The following is a 24,332-nucleotide window of genomic DNA, read 5'->3' as shown; positions in this document are numbered from 1 at the left end:
GCTTGCCAACTGCAGGGCTACCGAAAGCCCGCCCCGTACTGCGAAGCAGTCAGGGCCGGGTAGTTTACTTTGTGCTGATCGAGAGTTTGGCGGAGGCGATTGCCGAAATGGTGCTGCGGGAGACAGGGGCCAGCAAAGCTAAGATCCGATTGACCAAGTGTCATCCCCCGATCCCGGAGCTGACGGGGCGGGTTACTGTGGAGATCGTTCGTCCCTAAAACTTCTCTTAGCTCTTTTCTACCGACCTTGTGCTTGTTCTAGAACTCGCCTCTCCTACCTCTAAGGACTGGATCGACCAGGCCATCCGGCACATCGATCTGGTCTTGCTAGACCACGCCAACTGTGAGAAAAAAGCAGCGGGCAACGCCCTCAGCTTGCTGTTTCGCTACCCGGCTAATGGGCGTTTGGTGGAAACCCTCTCGCCGCTGGCGCGGGAGGAGCTGCAGCATTTTGAGCGGGTGCATCGCCACCTGCAACGGTTGGGGATCCCCATCAAGCCCTTGTCGGCTGCGCCCTATGCCGGTCGTCTGAACCAACACCTGCGCCGCTCCGAGCCGGAGCATCTGCTCGACACCTTGCTGGTGGCAGCCATCATTGAGGCCCGCAGCCACGAACGCTTGGGCCTGTTGGGGATCCACGCGCCCGACCCAGAGCTGCGGCAGTTTTATCTCTGGCTGGCGGCTGCGGAGGAGCGCCATTGGCAGCTTTACTTGGATTTGGCGTTGGAGCAGTTTCCCGCCGATCAGGTGCAGGAGCGTCTCGATACTCTACTCCAGGTGGAGGCCGAGATCTTGTCTTCCCTTCACCCCGAACCCCGTGTTCACAGCTAGCCCCACTCCGTTTCCCCCCGCGGTGCAGCTCCCATGTTCCAAGCGACGCGGCAGTGGTTGGCCTTCTGGTATACAACGGTTACGGCAGTGTTGCTGCTGTTGTTTGCCGGCAGCTTCTATTGGTACGTGCAGTCAACCCTGATCGAGCGGGTGGACGATACCCTTGGCCATGTGGTGGAAATTGTCGAGCGGTCTTTGGTGGTGGATGAGAGCCTCTTGGATCCGCAGCAAGCCCGCCGCAGCTTGGAGGCCAGCTTTCGGGATGATCCCAGCACCCTAGAGGACGATCACATCGACTTGGAGTGGTTCGGCCCTCAGGGAACGCTCATCTGGTCCACGGTGCCCGGCGGGATCCCTGCCCCCCTATTGACCGAGGGATCCCTGCACACTGCCCGTATCGCCCCTGGGTATTGGCTGCGCCAGTTCACCGAGCCGATTGTGGCCGGTGGGAAGCTGCTGGGCTATCTGCGGGTCAGCCATCCCTGGTTTGAGGTGAGCAAGCCAACGCGACAGTTGATCCGGGATCTTTCCCTGTGGGTGGTAGCCGGCTTGACGGGTGTGGGGGCCATTGGCTGGATGCTCTCCGGTTTGGCCATGCAACCCATCCGGCAGTCTTATCAGCAGCTCAAGCAATTTACCGCCGACGCCTCTCACGAGCTGCGCAGCCCCTTGGCCAGCATTCAAACCGCGGTACAGGTGGCTTTGGCGGATTCCCAATTGGATGCCGACACCCGGCAGCGCTGGCAGATGGTGGAGCGGTTGTGTTTACGGCTGGGTCGTCTGGTGGATGACCTGCTGTTTCTGGCCCGCCACGACAGCGGTATGGTGCCTTTCCAACCCCGTTGCTGTGCGCTGGATGCTCTGCTGCTGCAGGTGGTGGAAGAGCTGCAGGGCTTGGCCAACCAAAAGCAGATCCGCTTGCAGCTGGATATTGCTGCCCCTGAGAGCGGGACGGAACCTTCTCCCGCCCAGGTGGATCCCTTTGGCTTTTGGGGAGATGAAGATCAATTGGCCCGCCTGTTCACCAACCTGATTGAAAACGCCCTTCTCCACACTCCCCCGCAAGGAGAGGTGCAGGTGAGGCTGGAGCAGCGGCTGCGCTCTGGATCCCCAGAGCTGGTGGTACGGGTACAAGATACCGGGCCAGGGATCCCGCCTCAGGCTCTGCCCCATGTGTTCGATCGCTTTTATCGAGCAGATCCGGCTCGCAGCGGGGATCCCGGTCGCCTCTCAGGGTCAGGTTTGGGGCTGGCAATTGTCAGAAGCATTGCCCAGCAGCATCAAGGTCAGGTGCAGGTGGAGAGTAAGCTGGGCCAGGGATCCAGTTTTGAAGTTATTTTGCCCCAGCGGCAGTTGGAAATCTGTACCCCAGAGAGAGTCTAAAAGTGCTCTGGAAAACAGACAGCCCTCGGTCAATATGCTAGCTTTAAGCCAAGATTGACTGAGTCTTTATTCAGAACTGTATTAAGAACCGTATTGGCCCAGTTGAACTGGATTTTTGGGTACTAGAGATCTTTCCTTTCCAGATTTAAGAACTTCTCTTTTTCCCGGATAAAACAGCAGAGATGGGATCAGCTCCCAGGCTCTTGCCCTTCTCAGCCGGCTGCTGAGCTGTTGATTGGGTGATGAGTGAGTGCAGTCCGCCCGCGCAGCCCCACAATTTCCCATTAATCCTGTGACAGGAAAACGTTATGTATCGCTTCCAGGTTCGTGCCATCACCCAGCCGGGCGAGAGAATTGCCTTGGTGGGATCCAGCGCAAAATTGGGCTCCTGGGATCCCTGCCATTGCATTTGGCTGCAAACGGATCCGACTCGCTATCCGCTGTGGTGGGTAGAGTTGCCGTTGAGCCCAGCAGACGGCACGCCCGGCCCGTTGTTGCCCTATAGCGGGTGTTCAAAAGAAATCCCTCGAGTAGAGTACCGGTATCTGCGCGTGCAAGCCGGTGGGCAAGTGATTTGGGAATCCGCCGATGTCAATCGCTGGGTGCCACTTGAGCCGGAACCTTTGCCGGCAGTTTTGATTGTCGAGGATGGAGAGTTTGGCCGGATCCCTGCCTATCCTTACGGCTATTTTGCCGATCCCATTCCTGAGGTCGAACCGGAAAATCCGCAAGGGCTAAAAGTCGTCATTTTGGGCAGCTCCGTTGCCCTGGGGTGCAGCGCTTGGCTGTTGCGAGGTTGGGCTTGGCTGTTGCAGAAAGCTCTACAAGAGCGCTATGGCCATCAAGTGCGAAATCTCTCCCAATTGGGGGCCAATGTCAGCCGAACTCTGTTGCGGTTTGAGCAGGCGGTGATCCCTGAACGTCCTGATGTCGTTATTGTTGCCCTGTCCTTGGGAAATGAAGGCTTGGTATCGGCCTTGCCCCAGCATCGCCGCGCCCTGCAGAGGCGGTTTGAAAACGGCCTGCAGCGGCTAATTCAGCGAATTCAAGACATTGGAGCCTTGCCAGTTCTGGGAGGGGTTTATCCCCATGCAAACTACGGCCCAGAACAGCATCTTCTTTTGCAAGAAACTCAGCAAAGAATGCTCAGCTGGGGATGCCCTGTGTTCAATTGGCTGCCTCATTTGGAAGATGGACAGGGCCGCTGGAAACCAGACCTTGCTTTTGACCCAGCTCACCCCAATTCCAAGGGTCATCAGGTCATGTTTGAGGCCATCGATCTCTCTCTTCTGGATCCCAGCCAAGTTAGTTCAGCTCGTAGAAAGCTTGCTCAACCCGTTGGAGAACGGGTCGTTTTTGCAGATGAGCATGGTTTTTGGGTGACTGCAGAAACAGGCAAAAACCAATTTCGCATCGTGAATATAACTCCCTACCCTTACACCATCACGCCCACTTGGCAACCTTTGCAAGCCGCTTTCCAAAAAGCAGGTCTACAGCCGGGTCTGTATATTGGCAAAAGCGATGAAAGGCTAGGGGATGCTACCTTATATTCCCTTTCCGTACAAGAAGATGGTTCGGTGCAAACCACCCTCTCCGTTCCTGCAGATGCCGATCTGGTCTTCTCCCCAATAGCTCAGTTCTTTTCCTCGGAATCAGTAGAAACGATCTTCGAGGATGGATCGTTGATCCTTCTCAAGCTCAGTGGATCCTCAGAAGGCTCTTCTAATCCCATGCCTCGCCTGTGCGTGATCAACCAGAGCAGTCACGAGTACAACATCCACCCCATGTGGAAGGAAGTGCGGGCCGCTCTCAAAGCCATGCCAGCGGGTGTTTACGAAGATCCGAGCCACCGCGAAGCTCTCTTCCGAACCCTGATGATCGGGGAAGGCGGCCTCGAAAGTCGGGTAAAGGCTGCTCCTGGATCGGTCATGCTGCTGGAATACACCTGTAAATTATCCGATATTCATCGTGTTGCCATTGTGCCGTTAGGGGATCGCTGCGCGGTGCGAATGCTGCTCTACAAGTTGGAATATGACGGGCCTGCCTTTCCTTTTGATTTGACGCGCACCAGCAATTTGGCCGATGTGGCCGATATGATCCACAACGAGTTTCAAGGCATGTGGGATCCGCAATATTTACACTACAGCCCTGAAGATCGGCGAATTTACCACAGCAAGTGGACGGGCCTCTCCTTTGGCCATGAGGTGGAAGAGGGGGAGGATCCACTTCAGAATATGCACCCCATCCATGAGCGAATGCGAACTCGCTACACTGCTCGCGCCAAGCGTTTTATGTATGTTTTGGAAAAAGCCGATAAAGTCTTGTTTGTGCGCACAGGGGGTTGCCGGCGAGAGGCCGTTGTTGACTTAATGGATAAGCTGGCGGCTAAGCGCAGGGGCAAGCCTTTTCTGCTGCTGATTGTTTCTCCTCAGTCTTCTGATGAGTTTGCCGGGATCCCCAATGTTATCCATTATGAGATGGAGTTAAATCCCGACCGCATGTGTGCAGATCCTGAGCATTGGAAGTACTGCACAGGGGTAATGAGAGATATTCTCCATTCTTTGGGGGTCTCTACCCGAAATCTTTTCTGGTGCCCTCCACAACTGTAGCCGTTCCAAGGTTTCACTGCAATTCGAAAGAATGATCGCTGCTGCCCAAACGCTCCGCGCCGCTTCCGCGACCACCCCCAACTCTTCTCCCAAAGGGACTCTGTGGTGTTCAACTCCAGAAAGCTGATGATCGGACTCGAACCGACGACCTGCTCATTACGAGTGAGCTGCTCTACCAACTGAGCTACATCAGCAGGGCTTTGAAGTGAGGACTGGATAGGAGAATCCGCAGACCCACCGGTGGGCCTATCGATTCTAACTCATCCTTGCCTTGCTCGGGATCCCCAGCGCCATAGCCCCAAAGATAGCCCCAACGTCAGCCACGCCAGCCAATCCCCCGCGCGATTGTAGAAAGTTGTCTCAGAACGCCGCTTCACTTCTCCCGTAATCACCCCCCGCTGAAAGATGGGGCCAACCTGCTGGAGCCGACCTGAGGGATCCACCACCAGATTGCCGCCGGTGTTGTTGACAAACACCACGCTACGCCGATTTTCCACAGCCCGAAAAACCGAGAGCTGGCCATGCAACATCGGCCAGTGGCTATTACCAAACCAGCTATCATCCGAAATCACGATCAAAGACTCGGCGCCGCGACGGGTTAAAGTTCGGCTGGGCGCAGGCAAGACGCTCTCCAAGCAGATCATCACCCCCAAAGGCCCGAAAAGCTCCCCTCCGTCCAGAGGCCGATAGCCATCGGGTGAAGGCACGTAGCGCCCCGACTCGAAATAGGGAAAGATCCACTGCTTGCCAAACCCATCCAGCAAGTTGCCCCGGGCGTCAAACAACAGGGCCGTGTTAAAAAATCGCTGCTCTGGCTCCGGCAAATGGGCTGTGCGGGGATCCGGCTCTGTTGCCCCCGTAATCAAAGCGCCTTCCGGCGGCAGAATCGCTTGCATTGGCTCGATCACGTAGGGTTCCAGGCCGGTATTCAGCAGCCGTGCCCGCAGCGCCCCCTCCGGCCAAATCACCAACTGTGCCCCAGCAGCCACCCCCTGGGCAGAAAGCTGATGCAGCTCCCGGTAGCGCTCCAGGCGGTAGTTCCAACTGCGATCGGCTTCCAGCCAAGCCACCTGCTGCACTGCCCCCACCCGAAAGCCGGGATCCCTGTTTTCGACGGCCAAGGCATCGAAGTAAGCCAGGCGCACGCTTCCATAAGCCAAGACCAGCCCCGTCAACCCCAGGCCGCAGGCAAGCGTACTCCAGAAATCTCTGTTCTTGAGCATCTCACCCAAAGCGTTTCTCAGGGATCCCCTAGCCGTCTGCCACCGGCTAGAAATCTGCCTGGCCATCTGCCAAAGAACCCCATTGACGAACACGGCATAGAAGGTAACCCCCCAGATCCCCGTAACATCGGCTACTTGGATCCCGAGGGGCCAGTCGAACAACAGGGATCCCCAGTGGAAAGGGATGGGCCACCAGAGCAAGCCCAACAGCCCATCCAAGCCCGTCCAGACCGTGGCCAAACCCAGCGGACGTGCCCAAACCGGCAGGGGACGACTCAGTTGCAAACTCAGGAGCGTAGCAGTGGTGAAAAAGAGGGGGATCAGGGGAGCCACCACCACGCCCCCCAGGATCTCCCAGGCGCTCAACACCTTAACCGAGAAGGGATCCACCCAGAAGGCATACAGGCAAACCCAAAACCAGAGGCCATAGGCCAAACGCCACCGCGCCCACCCTTGCCGTTGCTCGCACAGGCCAAACAGCAGGGCTAAGCCCAGCAGCGCTCCCGGAAACCAGTGCCACCAGCGGTTGGGGGATCCCAGACAAAGCAGCGCAATGGCCAAACCCATCAGCCAGCGGGATCCCTCGCCTGGATTTCTCTTTTGGGGCAGATCCTGCTGTTGAGTTGAAGATTTCAGTTCCAGCTTCATCACCTCAATAAAGTTCAGCCTATTCGGGAAACCCCACGTAATGCCCTAGGATTGAACACGCCCTTGCCAACAGATCTTCTCCAGAGTAGCGTTTTGCAGCAGCCGGGAATATCTCCTGGAGCACAGAACTCCTACTGCTTGAATCTAAAGCTGTGTTAACATTTTGCATAACTTCAGGGGGCTGGCGCCTTCCGGCTTGGGTTGGGGATCCCGTCAGCGGTGCGCGGCACTATGGGCAAAGTTTTGGTTTTGAATGCCTCCTACGAGCCGCTCAACATCACCAGTTGGCGCAGGGCAGTCGTTCTTTTGCTTAAGGGCAAGGCCGAGCAAATCGAGCACAATGGCCGAGTGGTGTACGGCAACATTCCTTTGCCCACCGTCATTCGCCTGCGCCACTATGTCCACGTTCCCCATAAGGAGATCCCGCTCACGCGCCGCAACGTCCTCTACCGGGATGGGCACCGTTGTCAGTACTGCGGCTGCTTCGGCGAAGATCTCACCCTGGATCACGTGATCCCTCGCTCCCGTGGCGGCGGAGATACTTGGGAAAATGTGGTCAGTGCCTGTGTGCGCTGCAACGTGAAAAAAGGGAACCGCACCCCCCGCGAAGCCGGTATGCCCCTGCTGCGCCAACCCCGCCGTCCCCACAGCACTCTTTACTTTGAAATCTCCAAAGCCGTCGGCAGTGGTTCCCATCGAGAATGGTCTAAGTACACCATCGGCCTAGAAGGGGATCCCCAGGAGGAATTGTTGGACAGCCCAAGCTAGACGGGCCGCCTAGGGATGGACTTCCGATACAGGGGCAGCTTTGGAAATGGGGGGAGAAGTGGTGGCTGGGATCCCGGTCTCGATCCACCGGTGAATCAGAGCATTGACCTCTTCGGGGCGCTCATCGTGGGGGCAGTGGCCAGCCTCCAGGAAGTATTCCACTGCTTGAGGGTAGTGGGCCCGGTACAGCTTAGAGCGTTCCCGAGCCCGCATCCAGGGATCCCGTTCTCCCCAGATCAACAACAGCGGGCGCACCAAGCTGCACAGCAGCTCATCTACATACCGTCCCTTCTGCCCACCTCGCATCAAGGCCACAAACACATCGGCAGCCCCCGGATCCTGGGTGGGGCGATGGATGGCCTCGACCAGCTGATCGGTCACGGCTGCCGGGTCGTAGTAAACCTGCTTCAGCTTGGCTCGGATCACGTGCGGCTGCCGCAAATACTGAAACAGCAGGTAAGACACCAGGCGCTGGCGCAGGCCCCAGCCCACCAATCCGCCTATCCATTGCCGCCATCCGGTCGGGGATCCCTTGAGGGTGGAAAACCCACCTGCCCCATTCAAAAGCACCACGCCCCGCACCCACTCCGGCCACTCCGCCGCAAAACTGAGCACCACATAGCCGCCCAGGGAGTTGCCGATCCCCACCACAGGCCGACGGATTACCTGTTGGCAAAAGTCCCGCAGCTGATCCCGCCAGATTTCGGCGCGGTAGTCCCAGTTGGGCTTGGCGGAGCGACCGAAACCCAGCAAATCGATGGCGTACACCTGGTAGTGTTGAGCCAATTCGGGAATGTTCTTGCGCCAGTGGTCGGTGGAGGCTCCAAAGCCGTGCACCAGAAGCAGAGGCTGCCCCTGCTCACCCTGTTTGACGTAATGAACTGACTGCCCCCGCCAGATCCACTGCGCCGAAATGGGAGTGGCCGATGCCGATGTCGAAGCCATAGGAGTTGCTTGTAAGCCTTTCTTAATTCTAGGTTCTTTGCAGCTACTCCGGGGGGAAGCCCACCCTCTACGGCAACGTAAGAGCAGTGGGCCTGTTAGACATAACCTCTGCTTTTTAGGCTTTGTATCACCAGGTCAATACATTCGGAGATGCTTTGCTCGGCGGTTTTGCACACCACCTCCGGCTGTTCCGGCGGCTCGTAGGGATCGTCGATGCCGGTAAAGTTCTGGATTAAGCCTGCCCGCGCCTTTCGATAGAGGCCCTTCACATCCCGACGTTCGCACACCTCCAAAGGGGCATCCACAAAGACCTCGATGAAGCTGCCAATATATCGCCGTACCTCCTGCCGCACCGCCCGATAAGGGGAAATAGCCGACACCAGCACAATCACCCCGTGCCGAGTCAGCATCTCCGCCACAAAGCCGATGCGGCGAATGTTCTCATCCCGATCCGCTTTGCTGAAGCCGAGCCCTTTGGTGAGATGTTGCCGCACCACATCTCCGTCGAGCACCTCCACCGGCAGCCCCCAAGCGCGCAACTGCTGGGCCACGCCGCAGCTCAGGGTGGTTTTGCCCGCCCCGCTCAACCCTGTAAACCAGACCGTTACCCCCCGCCGCGACATCGGTTCGTAGGGATCCCTGAATCTTGGGCCCTGCCAGAATATCATCTCCAAAGCAGGGTGGTACACTCGAAACACGGCTTGCGCCAGCCCCAAAGCGCTCCGCGCCGCCAACACGACAGCAATCTTTTACCGGCCATGTCTCCTCTAACTTCGCCTCTTGCCAGTGCCCCCTCGGGATCCCCGACAACTGCCGAGCTGTTTGCCGAGCATGTGATGGCCACCTATGGGCGCTATCCCCTGACCTTGGTGCGCGGGCAGGGGTGTCGGGTTTGGGATGAGCAGGGGCGCGAGTACCTGGACTTTGTGGCCGGCATTGCCACCTGTACCCTGGGGCATGCCCACCCGCTGTGGATTCAGGCGCTCACCGAGCAGGCACAACAGTTGCACCATGTTTCCAACCTTTACTACAACCAGCCGCAGGCACAACTGGCTCAATGGCTGACCCAGCACTCCTGTGCCGACAAGGTGTTTTTCTGCAACTCAGGGGCGGAAGCCAATGAGGGAGCCATTAAGCTGGCTCGCAAGTATGCCCACACGGTGCGCGGGATCCAAGATCCGATGATCCTCACCGCCCATGCCAGCTTCCATGGCCGCACCCTGGCCACCATTACCGCCACCGGCCAGCCCAAATACCAAAAAGACTTTGCCCCTCTGGTGCCCGGCTTTGATTACGTTCCCTACAACGACATCGAGGGCACAGCAGCGGTGTTGGAGCGCTGGGGCGAGCGGGTGTGTGCCGTGCTGTTGGAGCCGTTGCAGGGGGAAGGGGGGGTTGTGCCGGGGGATCCCGCCTATTTTCAATGGTTGCGCCGGATCTGCAGCGAGCGGGGCATTCTGCTGATTTTGGATGAGGTGCAGGTGGGCATGGGCCGTACTGGCATGCTGTGGGGCCACTGTAACCTGGGGGTGGAGCCGGATGTGTTCACCTTGGCCAAGGGCCTGGCCGGTGGGATCCCCATCGGGGCCTTGTTGGCGAAAGACTTTTGCGCCGTGTTTCAGCCGGGGGATCACGCCAGCACCTTTGGGGGCAACCCCTTGGCTTGTGCGGTGGGCCTGGCGGTTTGCCGCACGCTAATGTCGGAGAGTTTGGTTTGGAATGCCCAGCAGACAGGGGTGTATCTGCGTCAGGGGCTGTCCCGCTTGGCGGAGCAGTTTCCGCAGCTCGTTGAGCAAGTGCGGGGCTGGGGCCTGATTCAGGGCTTGGTGGTGCGCATCCCGGCGGCTGAAGTGGTCAAGGCAGCCATGGACTGCGGGCTGTTGTTGGTGCCGGCAGGATCCCAGGTGGTGCGCTTTGTGCCCCCCTTGATCGTCACCCCGGCAGAAATTGACGCGGCTCTAGCGATGTTGGCATCGGCTTTGCAAAGGTTGGCCGCCTCCCTTGGCCATTCCGGGGCAGCCTAGCCTCGCCAGACTTGCCGCAGAAATGCCTGCAACTGCTGTCGGGCAGGGAGCTCGTGGGGAGCGGGATCCCTTGCCTGTTCCAGAAGGGGCAATACCTCCTCCGCATAGGCCGGAACAAAGCCGGCAGCAGGCCAGAGCAAATCCGAGGTGGCCCGCAGGTTGAAGACTTGGGATCCCTGCCTGAGCAGGAGAGGCCGCACCCAGAGCAGCGGCGGGGTGTCAGAGCCTGCCTCAAGACTGTGGCGAGAAACCTGAATCAGCTCCACATAGAGGGTGGCCTGCGACCCTGGCAGGGCGAGAATGGGACGGGGTGAGGGGGGAGCGCTGCCCACTTCCGCCGAGGCGGGCAAAGGGCGCCCCAGCAGACGCAGGCCCTCAACAGAGTCACACTGGGCGGGCAAACAAGGCAACAGGGGCATGCAATCGTTAACTGAAGACGATATGGACTGTACTGATCCTAATCGATGGCCTCCTTACTTTTCTTTGGCAGGCGGGTTGGCCGGGGATCCCGTCTTTGCGGGCATTTCGTGAACCCGATTTTGTGGCATGGTGCTAGGTAGCTTTCTGATCAAACTTGAACGGATCCCGCCATGATGCACACTTTTGTCCCGCCCCACCGCTTTTTCCCCTACCTGACCTGGACGGAGATCCAGGCCATGCCCGACAAAGAGAATGTGGTGATCATTCAGCCGGTTGCCTCAATCGAGCAACATGGGCCCCACCTGCCCCTGGTGGTGGATGCCTGCATCGGCACGGCGATCATTGGGCGCGCCATGGAGAAGCTGGAGCCTGAGATCCCGGCCTATGTTTTGCCCACCCAATGTTACGGCAAAGCCAACGAGCATTGGCATTTCCCCGGCACCATTACCCTCTCGGCTCAAACCCTGATGGCGGTGCTGACAGAAGTGGCAGAGAGCATCTACCGAGCTGGGTTTCGCAAGCTGGTGTTCCTCAATTCCCACGGTGGCCAGCCACAGGTCCTGGAGATTGTTGCCCGCGATCTGCACCAGAAGTATGAAGATTTCATGCTGTTTCCGGTGTCGGTCTGGCGCGTTCCCCACGAAGGACGAGAGCTGTTTACCGAGAAAGAACGGGAATTGGGCATTCACGCCGGCGATGGGGAGACCAGTATGCTGATGCACCTTTTGCCGGACACGGTGCGAACCGACCGATTGGTCTGCGAATATCCCCACGATCTGCCGGAAAACAGCCTGCTCAGCATGGAAGGGCGGATCCCTTTCGCTTGGGCAACTCGCGATCTCACCCAGAGCGGAGTTTTGGGCGATGCCACCGCCGCCACGCCGGAGAAAGGCAAAGTTTTGGTGGAGTCCATGTCTGACGGCTGGGTGCGGCTGATCCGAGATCTGCACCGGTTCCAGCAGCCCAAGGCTTGGCGCAAAGCCCCGCTGCTGGTCTAGGGATCCAGGCAAAAGACCTACGGCCTGCTTTGTGAAAGGCTTTCGCCAGAACTGGCCGACCAAGATACGACCTGCTGACGCGATCAGGGCAGCTTTTTGCTGGGCTGCTGCAAACTCTATCTGCCCAATGGGAAAGGGTGATACCTTGGCCCCAGAACACACCCGTTCTGGTGGAAATGGGGTGGATTTGGGCAAAGTTCACCTGGCCACTGCCCATGAGGGTATGGATATCTTCATCGCTAACGGTCAGGAGCTGCAGTCGAAGCGGCAGTACCCGGAAAGCCGAAGGGGAAGCTGGCCCAGTTGCTGCGTTGCAGGCAAAAGGGTTCGCGGCGGTATCGCCGACTGGTTCGTCATCTTTCCTGTCGGGCCCAAGCTGTTCGCCTCTGGCGGCGGGGAGCGCTTGAAAGAATCCTCGCCCTCTGGGTCAAGACTCAATTAACCAACGGCTCCAGCCCCCACAAACACGCTGCCGATGCGGCGCATCGCCTCTTCCACGTTGGCGCGGCTGTTGAAAGCGGACAGGCGCAGATAGCCCTCTCCGGCGCTGCCGAAGCCAGAGCCAGGGGTACCCACCACATGGCAGGTGTGCAGCAGCTTGTCAAAAAACTCCCAACTGCTCAGCCCATCGGGTGTTTTCACCCAGACGTAGGGGGCATTCACGCCGCCATAGACTTGGATCCCCACTTCGGCCAACTGCTGGCGAATGATGCGGGCATTTTCCAGGTAAAACTGCACCAGACCTCGCACCTGCGCTTGCCCCGCTTCGGAATAGACCGCCTCCGCCCCCCGCTGCACAATGTAGGACACCCCGTTGAACTTGGTGGATTGACGGCGATACCACAAGCCCCACAGATCCACCCAGGATCCATCGGCAGCTTGCCCCCGCAAAGACTTGGGCACCACCGTAAAGGCACAGCGGGTGCCGGTAAACCCAGCGGTTTTGGAAAAGGAGCGGAACTCGATGGCACATTCCCGCGCCCCTGGAATCTCGTAAATGGAGTGGGGGATCCCGGGCTCGGTGATATAGGCTTCGTAGGCGGCATCGAACAGGATCAGGGAGCCGTGGGCACGGGCATAGTCCACCCAGTTTTGCAGATGCTCCCGTGTGGCCACTGCGCCTGTGGGGTTATTGGGGAAGCAGAGGTAGATCACATCCACCTTTTGGCTGGGCAGGCTGGCGGTGAAGTGATTTTCGGCAGTGATGGGCAGATAGACCAGGCCCTCGTATTCGCCGCGTTCGTTGGCCGGCCCCGTATGGCCCGCCATCACGTTGGTGTCCACATAAACCGGATAGACAGGATCCGTGATGGCGATGGTGTTGTCGTGGCCGAGGATATCCAGGATGTTGCCGCAATCGCACTTGGAGCCATCGGAGACGAAGATCTCGGAAGCGTCGATATCGCAGTTGCGGGCCTGGAAGTCGTGCCGGGCAATGGCCTGGCGCAGCCACTCGTAGCCCTGCTCTGGCCCATAGCCGCGAAAGGTGGCCCGTTCCCCCATTTCCTCCACCGCCCGGATCATGGCCGTTCGACAGGCTTCCGGCAGCGGCTCGGTGACATCGCCAATGCCCATTTTGATAATTTGAGCTTCGGGATGGGCGGTGGCAAAAGCCTGCACCCGCCGGGCGATCTCGGGAAAGAGATAGCCGGTCTTGAGCTTGAGGAAGTGGTCGTTGATCCTGGCCATGGAGGTTTGCCGAAGAGGAGGTCATCGGCTTTTCAGTGTAGCTGTTCGCGCTAGCGGGACGGAGTCCTTAGCCGGTTCCGGGCCAGAACTCTTCTACGTCGCGGTTCCCCTGCCCATAGCAACAACCCCGGCGGAGGCGGGACGGAGTAGGATGCTACCTTGGCAAAGATCCTTTGGAGAGCAGGGATGAAGCAGCAGAGGGGAATGGCTCGGCACGAGAGGTGGGCGGTGGGCCTGTTGGCAATCTGGGTTTGGCTGAGCTGGGGGATGGGGGCCTGGTCTGCTCCCCTTTGTCGGGATCCCCTCTTGCTGCGGCAGATCTTGGCAGCTCTGGGCCGCCCGGAGGTGAAGGTAGAGGAGGTGGCCCTTTTTGATTCGGATCAGTGCCTTGTCCAACTGGTGCTGGATCGTCAGGGGTTGAGCGGATCCCTGCCGCCCGAAATAGGCCAATTTCGCCGGTTGCGAGCCTTGTCCCTCAGCCACAACCAACTTTCCGGCCCCCTGCCGCCCGAGCTGGGGCAACTCAGCCAGTTGGAAAACCTGTTTCTCGACTACAACGAATTCTCCGGCTCCATCCCATCCGAGCTGGGGCAGCTGCGCAACCTGCGCGGCCTGTTTTTGGATCACAACCAGCTCTCTGGGCCTATTCCCCCCCAGCTGGGGCAACTGCGCCACCTGGAAAACCTCATCCTGCAAAACAACCGCCTCAGCGGCACCCTTCCCGGCCAACTGGGCCAGATGAGCTCCCTCAAGGGCCTGTTTTTGGATCGCAATCAGCTCTCTGGGCCTATTCCCCCCCAACTGGGGCAACTGCGCCACCTGGAAAACCTCTACTTGTCGGACAATCGCCTCAGCGGATCCCTGCCCCCCGAACTGGCCCAACTGAGTCAGTTGCGGGATCTGCGCTTGGCACGTAACCAATTCACGGGAGAACTGCCGACCTTTTTGGCAGAACTGCCCCGACTGGAGCGGCTGCACATCGAGGGAAACCCCGGCCTCTGCTTGCCGGCTGCCCTATCCGAGTGGTTTGCCGGCCTAAACCCAGCGGATCCCCTGCCGGCTCCCCTCTGCTCATGGACTCCGTCCCGCTAACGCGACCGGTAGCCTACTGGGACTCCGTCCCGCTCAAGTGCTCCGCACCGCGACCGCGAACGGCGCAAGTGTGGGATCCCAGCTTGTCCCGGGTGGAGGAGGAGAGCCGTAGCGACGACCAGGCCACTCCTGCTCGGTGGGCCACCACCACTCCAACCGCCTCCAGATAGGAGGTTACCGACACATGAGGGATCCCCAACTGGCGGGGGTGCACCTGCATCACGGTGGTGTTTTCCTCGACGGCAATGAAAAGCGGAGGACGGGCAAGGACTCCGTCCGTTCGCGTCAGCGGCGGAGCATTGTGGTGGGGTTGCGACAGCGTTGCGCCGCAATAACGGCTGGCCAGGTGCAGCAAGCCAGGCCCCCCAAAGGCAGTGGCCGGGGCGATGACGCTGTCCACCTGCTCTGCTGTCAGGTCACCCGGTTGGACGGGATCCCCGCTCTTGACGAACTGGGGAGCATAGCTGAGGCCCACCAAAACCGAAGGCAAGAAGGTAAACCCCACCTCTTCAGCAGCAGCGCGGGGGTGAACCGGCTTGGGGAAAGTCTCAGGGTAGAAAGCGGGGGCGTGGGCACAAGGGATCCGCAACTCCCGCACCACCAGGTGGCTGATCAGGGCTTCGACGCCGGCCAGGGGATCCACCCCCCTTCCCTGCTCGTACTGGCTGAAGTCCAAGTCATCCGGAAAGCGGGCCACCACGGCAATGGCCTCTGCCCCCAGGCGAACCAGCTCCTGGGCAGTCTCCAAGAGAGCATCAGGCTGGGCCAGGGATCCCTGGCTGGCTCCTGAGGGGGAGAAGCCGACGGAAACGCCCAAAGGTTGGCGGGTCAAGCGCCAGGGGCCAATGTTGAGCCCTAAGGTGGCCTGAGCAGCCTGCATCACCTGCAGGTGGCGTTGTTGCAGATCGGGGGGGATCCCGGCATCCAGCACCACCCCAACACAGTTTTGGCGCACTGGCCGCAAATTCCACACCCCCGCACAGAACTGATCCAGGCCGTACCCTTCCACGTACAACACGTTCCCCATCGGCCAAAACAAACTGGCTCCGTTTAACACGTTGGGATGGGTAATGACCCGCTCTGCGGCTGCTGCCAGGGTGCGGGCAACAGGCAGGGCATCCCCGGCAAAACCACCGATGCGGGCACCAATGCCGGTGGGGATGAGCAGGAGGCTGGTGTAGGGATGGCTCATGCTGCTATGTCTACAGCACTCTATGCTGCTACACGCGAACGGGAACCGCACCGCTAACGCCGGACGGACAGGATCTGCTGGGCTAGGGCCTCGGCCCGCCGCACACAATCTCCCAAGGCCACGCCATCCAGGTAGTTGGCACACACCCACACCCCTGGGGTTTGGTCGGCCAGGCTGGCCTGCAATTGGGCAATCCGCTGCCGGTGGCCAAGCGTATATTGCGGGATAGCCTGGGGCCACAGGCGCTCTCCCAGGCGGATGGGTTCGACAGGGCGGGTGAGCAGGATCTGGCTGAGTTCTGCATGCACGATTTGGGCCCGCTCGTCAGGGGAGAGCGCCGTAATGGTCGGGATCCCTTTCTGGCGGGCAAAAGCCGCATCGGTAGCTCCCCCGATGAAGCTGATCAGGCAGTGATAGCCCTGAGGAGCCCGCTCTGGGAAGAGGGAGGAGGCCCAGATGGTGCCCAGGGTGCGCAGGCCCTGAGAGCGAGGGATCAGATGGCCAAACCCTCGCAGCGGTTGGGGGAGGGCTTCTTCTGGATAGGCCAAAGCCACCACCGCCACAGGCGGGTAGGGGATTTCCCTCAGCAGCCGGCTGGCCTGGGGGTTGAGATCCTGCAGGAGGGTGGCAGCAGCGTAGGCAGGGAGGGTGAGCACCACCTGTTGAGCCGCCACCCAGTGGATTTCTTCTGGGGCCGTGTGCTCTGCACCGCTGTCGTGTATGACGAAGCCCACCCGGTAGCCCGTCTCATCCCGCTTGAGATGCACAGCCCGCCAGCCCAGCCGCAGCGCACTGCCCAGTTTCTGGGCAATCGCCTCAGGTAGCTGCTGCAACCCCTGCCGCAGGTTACCCAGTTGGCCCCGCTTGGGAGGAGGTTGGATAGGGGAGTTGCCGCTGTCCTGGTGACGGGTTCGCGGGAGCGTCGCGTAGCGATAACGGCTGCGCAAAGCCTGCACAGCACCGGCAAAGAGGCTGCCGTAGCGTTCTTCCAAGCCGGCAATGCGGGGGAAGGCTGCCAAGGCGCTGAGCTGATCCGGATCCCCGGCATACACCCCTGAGGTGAAAGGTTCGACCAGCCGCTCTACCACCTCGGATCCCAGTTGCCGCCGGAAGAATTGCCGCACCGTTTCCTCTCCGCCTGGCGGCGGCGCAACAAACCCCAACAAGCCGCGCAAGGCCCGCAACTTGCCGCCCACGCTCAACAGCCGCGAGCCAATGGCTGCAGAAGGGCTCAGGGGCACCGGCAGCAGCGCTTTCTCCCAGTAAACGTAGCGGGGCAGCTTGGCATCGGCCAGCACCAGGTGCTCCGCCAAGCCCACCTCGGCAATGAGGTTAAGCAGGGCGGGGACGGGGGTAAAGCTGTTGGGGCCCTCTTCCCAGCGATAGCTGTCTTTGGATTGGGTGGAGATACAGCCCCCCACGCGGGAGCTGGCCTCGGCCAGGAGCAGCGGCTGGGTGGATTCATCCTTGGGGGATAAGCCCTGTTGTAATCGCAAGGCCAACGTTAGGCCGCTGATGCCCGCCCCCACCACCACCACCTCGGCCTGCGAGGGCTGCGTCCCGCTAAAGTGCTCAACAGAAGAGTTCATCTTTTGGGTTCCAACGGGGTTTTCAATCCTCAAGAGTCAAACAATTATGCTCTGAGCCGCTCCCCGTCCCACCAGCGCGTTCGCGTCAGCGGTGCGGAGCATTTTGGATCTATAGCAGCTAGCGCAGCACCCGAAATAGGCTGGGGATCCCGGCCACCTGGGGCAGTTGTTGGATCTCGGCCAGCGCCTGTCGGCAATCGGCCTCGCGGACGGTGTGGGTGAGGATGACGATCTCCGCCTGCTCTTGGTGACATTCCTTTTGGGTAATGCTCTCCAGGCTAACCCGGTGGCGGCCAAAGCAGGTGCCAATCGCCCCCATCACCCCCGGCTGATCCTGGGCCAACACCCGCACGTAAAACTCCGACTCCAATTCCGAGAGAGGGATCAAAGAGGCGGCAGCGGGGAAGCAGGAGAATCCCCACAGCGGATTGGGGGCATCAGCCCCCGTTTGCCGGTGGGCAATCAGGGTCAGCAGATCGCCAACAACGGCACTGGCAGTCGGCCCCCGCCCCGCCCCCGGCCCCGACAGCACCACCTGCCCCAAGGGATCCCCCTGCACCAGGACGGCATTGTCCACACCGTTGATGTTGGCCAAGGGGTGGGTAGAGGGCAGAAGGGTGGGGTGAACCCGGATATCCAAAGCCATCTTCGCTGCCTCCCCGCCAGAGTTGGCCCTTTGGGCGATGGCCAAGAGCTTGAAGGTGTAGCCCCACTCGCGGGCATAGCGAATGTCGGTGGGGCTGATGCCGCGGATCCCTTCGCAGGGGATGGCTTCCCGCTTCACAGACACCCCGAAAGCAAGGCTGGCCAAAATGGCGATCTTGTCGGCGGCATCCCACCCTTCCACATCGGCGCTGGGATCCGCTTCGGCGTAGCCGTGGGCCTGGGCCAGGGCCAGGGCTTCCTCAAATGAGCTGGCCGCCTGGGTCATCTGGCTGAGGATGAAGTTGGTGGTGCCGTTCACAATGCCCCAGACCGCCTGGATGTGGCTGGCCTGCAGGGACTGTTGCAAGGGCTGCAGAATCGGGATCCCGCCCCCAACTGCCGCTTCCAGGAGCACCGAGACTTTGGCTTGGGCTGCCGCCTGAAAGATCTCCTCTCCGTGGCGGGCGATCACCGCTTTGTTGGCTGTGATCACCGGTTTGCCGTGGTCAAGGGCTTTTAAGATCAAGGTGCGGGCCGGCTCCAAGCCCCCCATCAGCTCGATGACCACGTCGATTTCCGGATCCGACACGATTTGCTCCAGATTGGTGGTCAGGCGCTCAGGTGGGATCCGCACTTGCCGCGGCTTATCCAAAGAGCGCACCCCCACCGCCGCAATCTCAACTGACTGCAAGAGAGGATGCCGGGGTTGCTGCAGAATTTGCACAACACCCGTGCCAACCGTGCCCAGCCCCAATAGCCCAACTCGTTCGCGGTAGCGGCGCATAGCGCTTTAGACCACAACTCTTCCTTTTGCCTGCTGTTCCCGTTAGCGGGACGGAGTCCTTTGCCCTGTGAGGGCTCCGCCTCGCCAATGCAAACAGGAAGCGGACGGGATCCCCTCACCATTATCACGCTTGGATCCACGCTCTGCTAACGCGACCATGATCCGCATGCAGAGCACTTTGTTCGCGCTAGCGGGACGGCGTCCTTAGTTGGGATCTATACACTTGTCCGCCAGGGGATCCCGCAAGGCACGGACAAAGTGATAAGGGGGCAAAGGGGCGCTCCAATCCAGTTGCCAATGGGGGTGCTGATCCAGCCAGGTTTGGGTGAGCTGAAGGGCGGCTTCCCACTCGGCAGGGGTGAGCAAAAAGTAGAGCCGCAAGGCTTCTCCTGGCTGGGGATCCCCCCTTTGCACAGGCCAGGTGGAAGGCCAAAGCTGCTGTAGGGCTTGCTGCTCCTGCTCTTGCTGCTCTTGGGCCTGTCGTTGCTGGAGATAGGCTTGCTTGCGGGCCAACAGATAGGCCGTCCCGCTTAGGGAGGGCTGTGGCTCCGGTTGGGGCTGAGGTTGAACCCTTCCTTTGAGACAGTACTCGGCCCGCCCCCCAATGGCTGCGAGGGCTTGTTCGTACTCCGTCTGCCGGGACAGCAGATGGGATCCCAGCTTTTCTGCTGAGAGGAAGCAGGTGCCGAAGCGCAGGGGCAGCACCGGCATCTGGGCGAACAGCCGGCAGATCACCTGATCGTGGCGCAGGGCAGAACGCACCAACACCTCATCCGAGACTTGCAGCGACTCCGGATCCGGCATCGGCTCCACAGCAGCGGCAATTCGGCTGCCTGTCGGGGAGAACACCTGCACCGACCGATGGATCCCCTCGGTTTGCCGGATGAAGGGCAAAAGTTCTGGAGCTGGCTGCGGGAAGAAGGCGTAGGTGTAAAGGGGGCTGTTGATACTCTGCTCATTCCCGTCAGCAGTACGGAGCACTTGGGGTTCTGGCTGAGCTGGGAAGGTCATGGTCTCGGATTTAAGACGAGTAGGTAAGACGGGTAGGCTCGCCTTCCCAGTCTACGCAACCTAGGATTGGGATCTTTGAAACCTACACGGTTCCACCTATAGAGTTCCACGGCCAGAGTTCCACGGCCAGCCTGGAGATGCGATAGACTAACCTCGCATCGGTTCTGCACAGGCTGGGGTGTCTGGGGCCGGAACAGCGCCCGTGTTCAGGCGGGCTCCCCGCCTCAATGCCACTAACAGGTGAGGCCATGAACAGCCGCCCAGATTTCAAATCCTTTGAAAAAGAAGAAACCGAACGGTTGCGGGATCTGCTCCCCGCTTCCTTCCGACCCTTGATCAGCGTCGTTCCCCACTTCGGGGGTGAAGCCCTGCTCATCTCCCGCCGCAAAGCCCCTTGGCAGCCCCAGGGCACCATCGCCATCGATTTTCGCCGTTGGCAAGGGATCCCTCAGCCACAGCGGGATCTGTTGTTTCTGCGGGAGGTGGGATGGCTGGGCAACCGCAATTGGTTGCAGCCGGGGTTTTACCAATCGCTGGCCTTGATGGGGGGCATCACCACTGTTGCGGAGCTCTCTTTGCAGCACCCTTTTTCCGCTCTGTTGGCAGGTGGCATTACAGCTCTCTCCGTCCGGCAGATCTGGCAAAACCTGAACCGGGAGAGCGCCCATTTCGATGCCGATGAATTTGCCCTGCGCCGTGCTCAGTTTCGCGGCTACACCCGACAGGAGGCCGCTCAACACCTGGCAGATGCCATAGAACAGGTTCTGAAGCTGGATCCCACCGATATCCTGACGGCGCTACGGCTGCAACGGCTGAGAACCATTGCCCGCAACCTGGCTTCTACCCCCCCCAGCGGAAACGCCTGAGGCCAGTTGCACTTGGGTGATGGCCACCCGACCGGAGAAGCAGATGTCGGTATCGGTTTGGGGATCCCGAGCCCGCTCCGCATAGCGGCCCTGATAGCGAAACCACAGCGACTCTGCCCCATTTCCCTCGGCTTCCACCGCATAATCGAGCGGCAGGGGTTGGGTGCAGAGGGGACAATAGACCCGCTCCGGCAGAGGGGATCCGGCGGGCAAGTGAGGCAGGTTCACATTCCAAAACGCCCCCCTGGGCAGGGGTTGTTCCATCAGCTCCGCCAAGATTTCCCGCGTCCACCGCTGGGCTTGCTCCCAGTCGATGGGTTGGCCCCCTGCTCGGTATTGGGAAATGGCAATTCCCGGGATCCCGCGCATCGCCGCTTCCCGTACCGCCGCCACCGTTCCCGACAGATACACATCCGATCCGAGGTTTCCCCCTTCGTTGATGCCGGAAAGCACCCAATCCACCGCTGGGGCCAGCTTGAATAGGGCCACCCGCACACAGTCGGCAGGGGATCCCTCGACGGCAAAGGTGCGCTCGCCGCGGGCCAAGGCCCGAAAAGGTCGCCCCGTTGTCACCTGGTGGCTGCAGCCGGAAATCGGTTGGTGGGGGGCCACAATCCAACAGTGTTCTTCCGGGATGAGAGAGTTGAGGGCCAACTTGAGGTTGGCCAGCCCGGCAGCCTCGATGCCGTCATCGTTGGTCAGCAATACCTTCATTCCTACTTTTCCCTTCTGCCGGCAACTTCTTGGGTGAGTCCCAGTGGCAAATCTGGAGATCTTGGGTGCAAAAGCGATGGGGATCCCGTTCTTCTTTTACCCTATCCCTAGGGGGGCAGCGTCTCCCATGCCGCGTCCCCTGATCCATCGTATAAACTGATACCGGAGGATTGCGATGACCACACGGGTAGCCATTAACGGATTTGGTCGCATTGGGCGGGCCTTCCTGCGGGTGCTGCTGTCTCAGCCAGCTCCAGAGCTGGAGGTGGTGGCAGTCAATGACCTGACCGAACCCGACAACTTGGCCTACCTGCTCCAGTTCGACTCGGCCTATGGGCGCCTGCCCCAAACCGTGAGCGCGGTGGACGGGCATCTGCAAATCGGCAGCCACCTGAAAGTCCGGGTTTTGGCAGAGCGGGATCCGGCACAACTGCCCTGGAAAGATCTGGGGGTTGACCTGGTGGTGGAATCGACCGGCTTGTTCACCAAACGGGAGGGGGCGGCCAAACACCTGGAAGCCGGGGCCAAAAAGGTGATCATCTCTGCTCCCGCCAAAGGCCCCGACTTGACGGTGGTGATGGGGGTCAACGATGACCAATACGACCCGGAGCGGCATCACATCGTCTCCAATGCTTCCTGCACCACCAACTGCTTGGCGCCGCTGGCCAAGGTTTTGTTGGATCGCTTCGGCATCGAGACCGGCTTTCTCACCACTTGCCATGCCTATACCGCCACCCAGGCGATTGTGGATCGCCCGGATCCCAAAGATTATCGGCGGGGCCGCTCAGCAGCAGTGTCGATCGTGCCTTCCACCACTGGAGCTGCCACGGCAGTGGCCGAGGTTTTGCCCGCCCTGAGAGGGAAGATGGATGGCCTGGCGCTGCGGGTGCCCACCTTGACCGGCTCGATTGTGGACTTTGTGGTGCGTACCGAGCAGCCCATCACCAGAGAAGCCGTCAACCAAGCCTTTGTCGAGGCTGCAGAAGGCCCGCTGCGCGGCATCCTGGCCATTGCTCCACCGGAGATCGTATCGGCGGATATTGTCGGGGATCCCCACTCTTCCATTGTGGATTTGGGATCCACCATGACCTTAGGGGATCGCACGGTGAAGGTGCTCTCCTGGTATGACAACGAGTACGGCTATGCGGCGCGGCTGGTGGATCTGGCGGCCAAAATCGGGGCTGCGCTGTAGGCGGCCATCCTTGTTGCGTTCAAGGCAAGGCTATTAGAACCGGATTTGCGGTGGGGCAGTTACGGTTCAGATGCGGTTGTGGCCGGGGTTGCAGGCGATGAAGGGGGGCCGAGCCACAGCAGGATCACCATTGCCGGAGCGGCTGTCATCGCCGTGATCAGATAAAACAAAGGCCAATTGACCGCAGCCGCCAAATAGCCTGACACAGCCCCGGCCAAGGTTCCCCCCACGGCAAACACACTGGTGAGCAAAGCATACTGAGTGGCACTAAATTGCCGATCGCAAAGGCTCATCAAAAAAGCCAGAAAAGCAGCCGTGCCCATGCCCCCGGCCATGTTGTCGAAAACGGTTGCCCCCAGCAGCAGCGGATAGTTTTGCCCCACCAACCCAATCGCTCCCAGGCCCAAATTGCCGATCCCTTGCAATGCCGCGAAAATGAACAGACAGCGGTAGGTGCCGATGCGGCTGACCCACTCCCCCCCCACAAAAGCCCCCGCCAAGGTGGCCAACAAGCCTATCCAACTGCGGATAATGCCCAGATCGCTGGTGCTAAACCCCGTCTGCAACAAAAATGTGGGGGTCATTTGCCCTGCCAAGCTGTCCGGCAACTTGAAGCAGACCACAAACAGCAGGATCGCCCAGGCCAAGCGGTGCCGCCAAAAAGATTGAAACGGCTCGAGGATGGCCGACCGCAAAGAGGTAGGCTTGAGGGCGCTGTTTTCCGGCTCAGGGGCCAAAAACGAGGTAATCAACCCGATCAACATCAGCAGCGCCATGATCCCGTACACCTGCCACCAGGGCAAATAGTCCGCCAAGATCAAGCTCACGCCACTGCTGACCAACAGCGCGATGCGGTAGCCAAATACGAAAATGGCTACCCCTGCCCCCATCTCCCGCTCCGCCAAGATATCGGTACGGTAAGCGTCCACCGCGATGTCCTGAGAGGCGCTCAAAAAAGCCACCAGCAACCCCACCAGAAAGATCGGGCGGGTGAAAACTGTGATGCCCGGCCAAGTCTGGGACAGCTCTTCCCATCCCAAGGCTTCCAGCCAGGTTTGGGTCGGATCCTGAAAACCCAGTAGCCCTATGCTGAGCAGCAACAGCACCTGGGTCAGGGCCATCCACCCCCGCCGCCGACTGCCCCGCAGGGATCCCGGTGCCGGCAACAGAAATCGATCCAGAACAGGCGACCACAGGAACTTGAAGGAGTAGGGCAAATTGAGCAGGTTAAACAAGCCGATGGCAATGGTGGTCAAGCCCGCTTGGGTCAGCCAAGCATTCAAGGTGGTGTTGATCAGCAGCAGCGGCAAACCCGAAGAAAACCCCAGCAGCAGCAGAACGCCCATCTTAGAGCTGCCGTAGACGCCCAACATCCGCTTCAAGACGCTTGCCCTCGCCTCAATCATGACTAGCCCTCCCCGCCATCCTGTCTATTTTCAGGGATCCCTGTATTGCCAGTATGGTCATTTCAATTAAACTAGGGCACTGCACCCACACCTAAAACTCTGAGTGCAGCAGGCTATAGGGCTTTTCAAGGACTCCGTCCCGCTGGCGCGATCAGCAGCCCAGGCGTCTCACCTTAACCTGAAATGACCATAACATCCCAGTGAAACTCCCCATTGCGTAGCTCCCCTCTCTCAAGGGGAGAGCATGACTCTAGTCAATAATAAGCTCAACTATACTGAAAATAATGTATAATATGTTCAGTAC

22 protein-coding genes and 1 tRNA gene are annotated in these 24,332 nt (G+C 59.9%); 11 read left to right on the top strand and 12 right to left on the bottom strand.

Annotated elements, in window-relative coordinates; all coding sequences use genetic code 11:
* The 4 genes from NW840_RS02115 to NW840_RS02100 form a co-directional block, all read left to right on the top strand.
* Window positions 1–218, top strand: a 218-nt coding sequence (locus NW840_RS02115; protein ID WP_414342128.1) for a dihydroneopterin aldolase, incomplete at its 5' end; no start/stop codon positions are given.
* Window positions 219–248: 30 nt separating this feature from the next.
* Complete coding sequence (locus NW840_RS02110) at window positions 249–830, top strand: tRNA-(ms[2]io[6]A)-hydroxylase (protein ID WP_414342126.1); 582 nt, start codon at window positions 249–251, stop codon at window positions 828–830.
* Window positions 831–863: 33 nt separating this feature from the next.
* Window positions 864–2,213 (top strand): sensor histidine kinase, encoded by a 1,350-nt coding sequence (locus tag NW840_RS02105; protein ID WP_414342124.1) that lies wholly within the window; start codon window positions 864–866, stop codon window positions 2,211–2,213.
* 308 nt (window positions 2,214–2,521) lie between these two features.
* Window positions 2,522–4,822: a DUF1796 family putative cysteine peptidase gene (locus NW840_RS02100; RefSeq protein WP_414342122.1), complete on the top strand. Its 2,301-nt coding sequence runs from the start codon at window positions 2,522–2,524 to the stop codon at window positions 4,820–4,822.
* 121 nt (window positions 4,823–4,943) lie between these two features.
* Here NW840_RS02100 and NW840_RS02095 read toward each other — a convergent pair.
* Window positions 4,944–5,016, bottom strand: a tRNA-Thr gene (locus NW840_RS02095).
* A gap of 66 nt (window positions 5,017–5,082) precedes the next feature.
* Window positions 5,083–6,693 carry an apolipoprotein N-acyltransferase gene (lnt, locus tag NW840_RS02090; RefSeq protein WP_414342120.1) on the bottom strand — a complete coding sequence of 537 codons (1,611 nt, stop codon included), beginning with the start codon at window positions 6,691–6,693 and terminating at the stop codon, window positions 5,083–5,085.
* A 231-nt stretch (window positions 6,694–6,924) separates the two neighbouring features.
* Between lnt and NW840_RS02085 the strand changes: the two genes are divergently transcribed.
* Window positions 6,925–7,461, top strand: a complete 537-nt coding sequence (locus tag NW840_RS02085; protein WP_011433030.1) for an HNH endonuclease — start codon at window positions 6,925–6,927, stop codon at window positions 7,459–7,461.
* A 9-nt stretch (window positions 7,462–7,470) separates the two neighbouring features.
* On the opposite strand, the gene NW840_RS02080 is transcribed toward NW840_RS02085, so the two are convergent.
* Both NW840_RS02080 and cysC read right to left on the bottom strand, forming a co-directional pair.
* Entirely contained in the window at window positions 7,471–8,406 is a 936-nt protein-coding gene (locus NW840_RS02080; RefSeq protein ID WP_011433031.1) for an alpha/beta fold hydrolase, read from the bottom strand.
* 95 nt (window positions 8,407–8,501) lie between these two features.
* Window positions 8,502–9,029, bottom strand: a complete 528-nt coding sequence (cysC, locus tag NW840_RS02075) for an adenylyl-sulfate kinase (protein WP_414342130.1) — start codon at window positions 9,027–9,029, stop codon at window positions 8,502–8,504.
* A 135-nt stretch (window positions 9,030–9,164) separates the two neighbouring features.
* On the opposite strand from cysC, the gene NW840_RS02070 reads away from it, so the two are divergent.
* A complete protein-coding gene (locus NW840_RS02070; protein WP_011433033.1) occupies window positions 9,165–10,430 on the top strand; it encodes an aspartate aminotransferase family protein in 1,266 nt (421 codons plus the stop codon).
* Here the strand turns inward: NW840_RS02070 and NW840_RS02065 are convergent.
* Window positions 10,427–10,849: a hypothetical protein gene (locus tag NW840_RS02065; RefSeq protein WP_414342118.1), complete on the bottom strand. Its 423-nt coding sequence runs from the start codon at window positions 10,847–10,849 to the stop codon at window positions 10,427–10,429. The two genes, NW840_RS02070 and NW840_RS02065, sit on opposite strands and share 4 nt — an antisense overlap.
* A gap of 174 nt (window positions 10,850–11,023) precedes the next feature.
* Here NW840_RS02065 and NW840_RS02060 point away from each other — a divergent pair, with 174 nt between their 5' ends.
* The gene (locus NW840_RS02060; RefSeq protein WP_011433035.1) at window positions 11,024–11,848 is read left to right on the top strand and encodes a creatininase family protein; all 825 of its coding nucleotides are present in this window, start codon (window positions 11,024–11,026) and stop codon (window positions 11,846–11,848) included.
* A 127-nt stretch (window positions 11,849–11,975) separates the two neighbouring features.
* The gene (locus NW840_RS02055) at window positions 11,976–12,290 is read left to right on the top strand and encodes a hypothetical protein (protein ID WP_414342116.1); all 315 of its coding nucleotides are present in this window, start codon (window positions 11,976–11,978) and stop codon (window positions 12,288–12,290) included.
* On the opposite strand, the gene NW840_RS02050 is transcribed toward NW840_RS02055, so the two are convergent.
* Window positions 12,287–13,537, bottom strand: a complete 1,251-nt coding sequence (locus NW840_RS02050) for an LL-diaminopimelate aminotransferase (RefSeq protein ID WP_414342114.1) — start codon at window positions 13,535–13,537, stop codon at window positions 12,287–12,289. The genes NW840_RS02055 and NW840_RS02050 overlap by 4 nt on opposite strands.
* A gap of 204 nt (window positions 13,538–13,741) precedes the next feature.
* On the opposite strand from NW840_RS02050, the gene NW840_RS02045 reads away from it, so the two are divergent.
* Window positions 13,742–14,629 (top strand): hypothetical protein, encoded by an 888-nt coding sequence (locus NW840_RS02045; protein WP_414342112.1) that lies wholly within the window; start codon window positions 13,742–13,744, stop codon window positions 14,627–14,629.
* A 13-nt stretch (window positions 14,630–14,642) separates the two neighbouring features.
* On the opposite strand, the gene NW840_RS02040 is transcribed toward NW840_RS02045, so the two are convergent.
* The 4 genes from NW840_RS02040 to NW840_RS02025 all read right to left on the bottom strand — a co-directional run bounded on the left by NW840_RS02040 (window position 14,643) and on the right by NW840_RS02025 (window position 19,850).
* A complete protein-coding gene (locus NW840_RS02040) occupies window positions 14,643–15,821 on the bottom strand; it encodes a DUF3326 domain-containing protein (RefSeq protein WP_414342110.1) in 1,179 nt (392 codons plus the stop codon).
* A gap of 53 nt (window positions 15,822–15,874) precedes the next feature.
* The gene (gene hemG / locus NW840_RS02035; RefSeq protein WP_414342108.1) at window positions 15,875–17,410 is read right to left on the bottom strand and encodes a protoporphyrinogen oxidase; all 1,536 of its coding nucleotides are present in this window, start codon (window positions 17,408–17,410) and stop codon (window positions 15,875–15,877) included.
* Window positions 17,411–17,528: 118 nt separating this feature from the next.
* On the bottom strand, window positions 17,529–18,839 hold the full coding sequence (locus NW840_RS02030) for a homoserine dehydrogenase (protein WP_011433040.1): 1,311 nt from the start codon (window positions 18,837–18,839) through the stop codon (window positions 17,529–17,531).
* A 204-nt stretch (window positions 18,840–19,043) separates the two neighbouring features.
* Window positions 19,044–19,850 carry a GvpL/GvpF family gas vesicle protein gene (locus NW840_RS02025; protein ID WP_414342106.1) on the bottom strand — a complete coding sequence of 269 codons (807 nt, stop codon included), beginning with the start codon at window positions 19,848–19,850 and terminating at the stop codon, window positions 19,044–19,046.
* Between the two features lie 248 nt (window positions 19,851–20,098).
* On the opposite strand from NW840_RS02025, the gene NW840_RS02020 reads away from it, so the two are divergent.
* Complete coding sequence (locus NW840_RS02020; RefSeq protein WP_041436440.1) at window positions 20,099–20,716, top strand: DUF3318 domain-containing protein; 618 nt, start codon at window positions 20,099–20,101, stop codon at window positions 20,714–20,716.
* On the opposite strand, the gene surE is transcribed toward NW840_RS02020, so the two are convergent.
* On the bottom strand, window positions 20,648–21,430 hold the full coding sequence (gene surE / locus NW840_RS02015; RefSeq protein WP_414342104.1) for a 5'/3'-nucleotidase SurE: 783 nt from the start codon (window positions 21,428–21,430) through the stop codon (window positions 20,648–20,650). The two genes, NW840_RS02020 and surE, sit on opposite strands and share 69 nt — an antisense overlap.
* 175 nt (window positions 21,431–21,605) lie before the next feature.
* Here surE and gap point away from each other — a divergent pair, with 175 nt between their 5' ends.
* A complete protein-coding gene (gap, locus tag NW840_RS02010) occupies window positions 21,606–22,622 on the top strand; it encodes a type I glyceraldehyde-3-phosphate dehydrogenase (RefSeq protein WP_414342102.1) in 1,017 nt (338 codons plus the stop codon).
* Window positions 22,623–22,681: 59 nt separating this feature from the next.
* On the opposite strand, the gene NW840_RS02005 is transcribed toward gap, so the two are convergent.
* On the bottom strand, window positions 22,682–23,968 hold the full coding sequence (locus tag NW840_RS02005; RefSeq protein WP_414342100.1) for an AmpG family muropeptide MFS transporter: 1,287 nt from the start codon (window positions 23,966–23,968) through the stop codon (window positions 22,682–22,684).
* Window positions 23,969–24,332 lie beyond the last annotated feature (364 nt).

Source organism: Synechococcus sp. R5-13 (genome assembly GCF_047462015.1).
GTDB lineage: Bacteria > Cyanobacteriota > Cyanobacteriia > Thermostichales > Thermostichaceae > Thermostichus.
The sequence above is the reverse complement of the archived record's forward strand: the minus strand, read 5'-3'. Positions and strand labels throughout refer to the sequence as shown.

Coding starts and splice junctions, on each gene's coding strand:
- NW840_RS02070 (WP_011433033.1), top strand. CDS start 9,165: ATGTCTCCTCTAACTTCGCCTCTTGCCAGTGCCCCCTCGGGATCCCCG.
- cysC (WP_414342130.1), bottom strand. CDS start 9,029: ATGTCGCGGCGGGGGGTAACGGTCTGGTTTACAGGGTTGAGCGGGGCG.
- NW840_RS02040 (WP_414342110.1), bottom strand. CDS start 15,821: ATGAGCCATCCCTACACCAGCCTCCTGCTCATCCCCACCGGCATTGGT.
- NW840_RS02045 (WP_414342112.1), top strand. CDS start 13,742: ATGGCTCGGCACGAGAGGTGGGCGGTGGGCCTGTTGGCAATCTGGGTT.
- NW840_RS02100 (WP_414342122.1), top strand. CDS start 2,522: ATGTATCGCTTCCAGGTTCGTGCCATCACCCAGCCGGGCGAGAGAATT.
- gap (WP_414342102.1), top strand. CDS start 21,606: ATGACCACACGGGTAGCCATTAACGGATTTGGTCGCATTGGGCGGGCC.
- NW840_RS02055 (WP_414342116.1), top strand. CDS start 11,976: ATGGGAAAGGGTGATACCTTGGCCCCAGAACACACCCGTTCTGGTGGA.
- NW840_RS02030 (WP_011433040.1), bottom strand. CDS start 18,839: ATGCGCCGCTACCGCGAACGAGTTGGGCTATTGGGGCTGGGCACGGTT.
- NW840_RS02085 (WP_011433030.1), top strand. CDS start 6,925: ATGGGCAAAGTTTTGGTTTTGAATGCCTCCTACGAGCCGCTCAACATC.
- NW840_RS02025 (WP_414342106.1), bottom strand. CDS start 19,850: ATGACCTTCCCAGCTCAGCCAGAACCCCAAGTGCTCCGTACTGCTGAC.
- NW840_RS02065 (WP_414342118.1), bottom strand. CDS start 10,849: ATGCCCCTGTTGCCTTGTTTGCCCGCCCAGTGTGACTCTGTTGAGGGC.
- hemG (WP_414342108.1), bottom strand. CDS start 17,410: ATGAACTCTTCTGTTGAGCACTTTAGCGGGACGCAGCCCTCGCAGGCC.
- surE (WP_414342104.1), bottom strand. CDS start 21,430: ATGAAGGTATTGCTGACCAACGATGACGGCATCGAGGCTGCCGGGCTG.
- NW840_RS02050 (WP_414342114.1), bottom strand. CDS start 13,537: ATGGCCAGGATCAACGACCACTTCCTCAAGCTCAAGACCGGCTATCTC.
- NW840_RS02060 (WP_011433035.1), top strand. CDS start 11,024: ATGCACACTTTTGTCCCGCCCCACCGCTTTTTCCCCTACCTGACCTGG.
- lnt (WP_414342120.1), bottom strand. CDS start 6,693: ATGAAGCTGGAACTGAAATCTTCAACTCAACAGCAGGATCTGCCCCAA.
- NW840_RS02005 (WP_414342100.1), bottom strand. CDS start 23,968: ATGGGCGTTCTGCTGCTGCTGGGGTTTTCTTCGGGTTTGCCGCTGCTG.
- NW840_RS02080 (WP_011433031.1), bottom strand. CDS start 8,406: ATGGCTTCGACATCGGCATCGGCCACTCCCATTTCGGCGCAGTGGATC.
- NW840_RS02020 (WP_041436440.1), top strand. CDS start 20,099: ATGAACAGCCGCCCAGATTTCAAATCCTTTGAAAAAGAAGAAACCGAA.
- NW840_RS02105 (WP_414342124.1), top strand. CDS start 864: ATGTTCCAAGCGACGCGGCAGTGGTTGGCCTTCTGGTATACAACGGTT.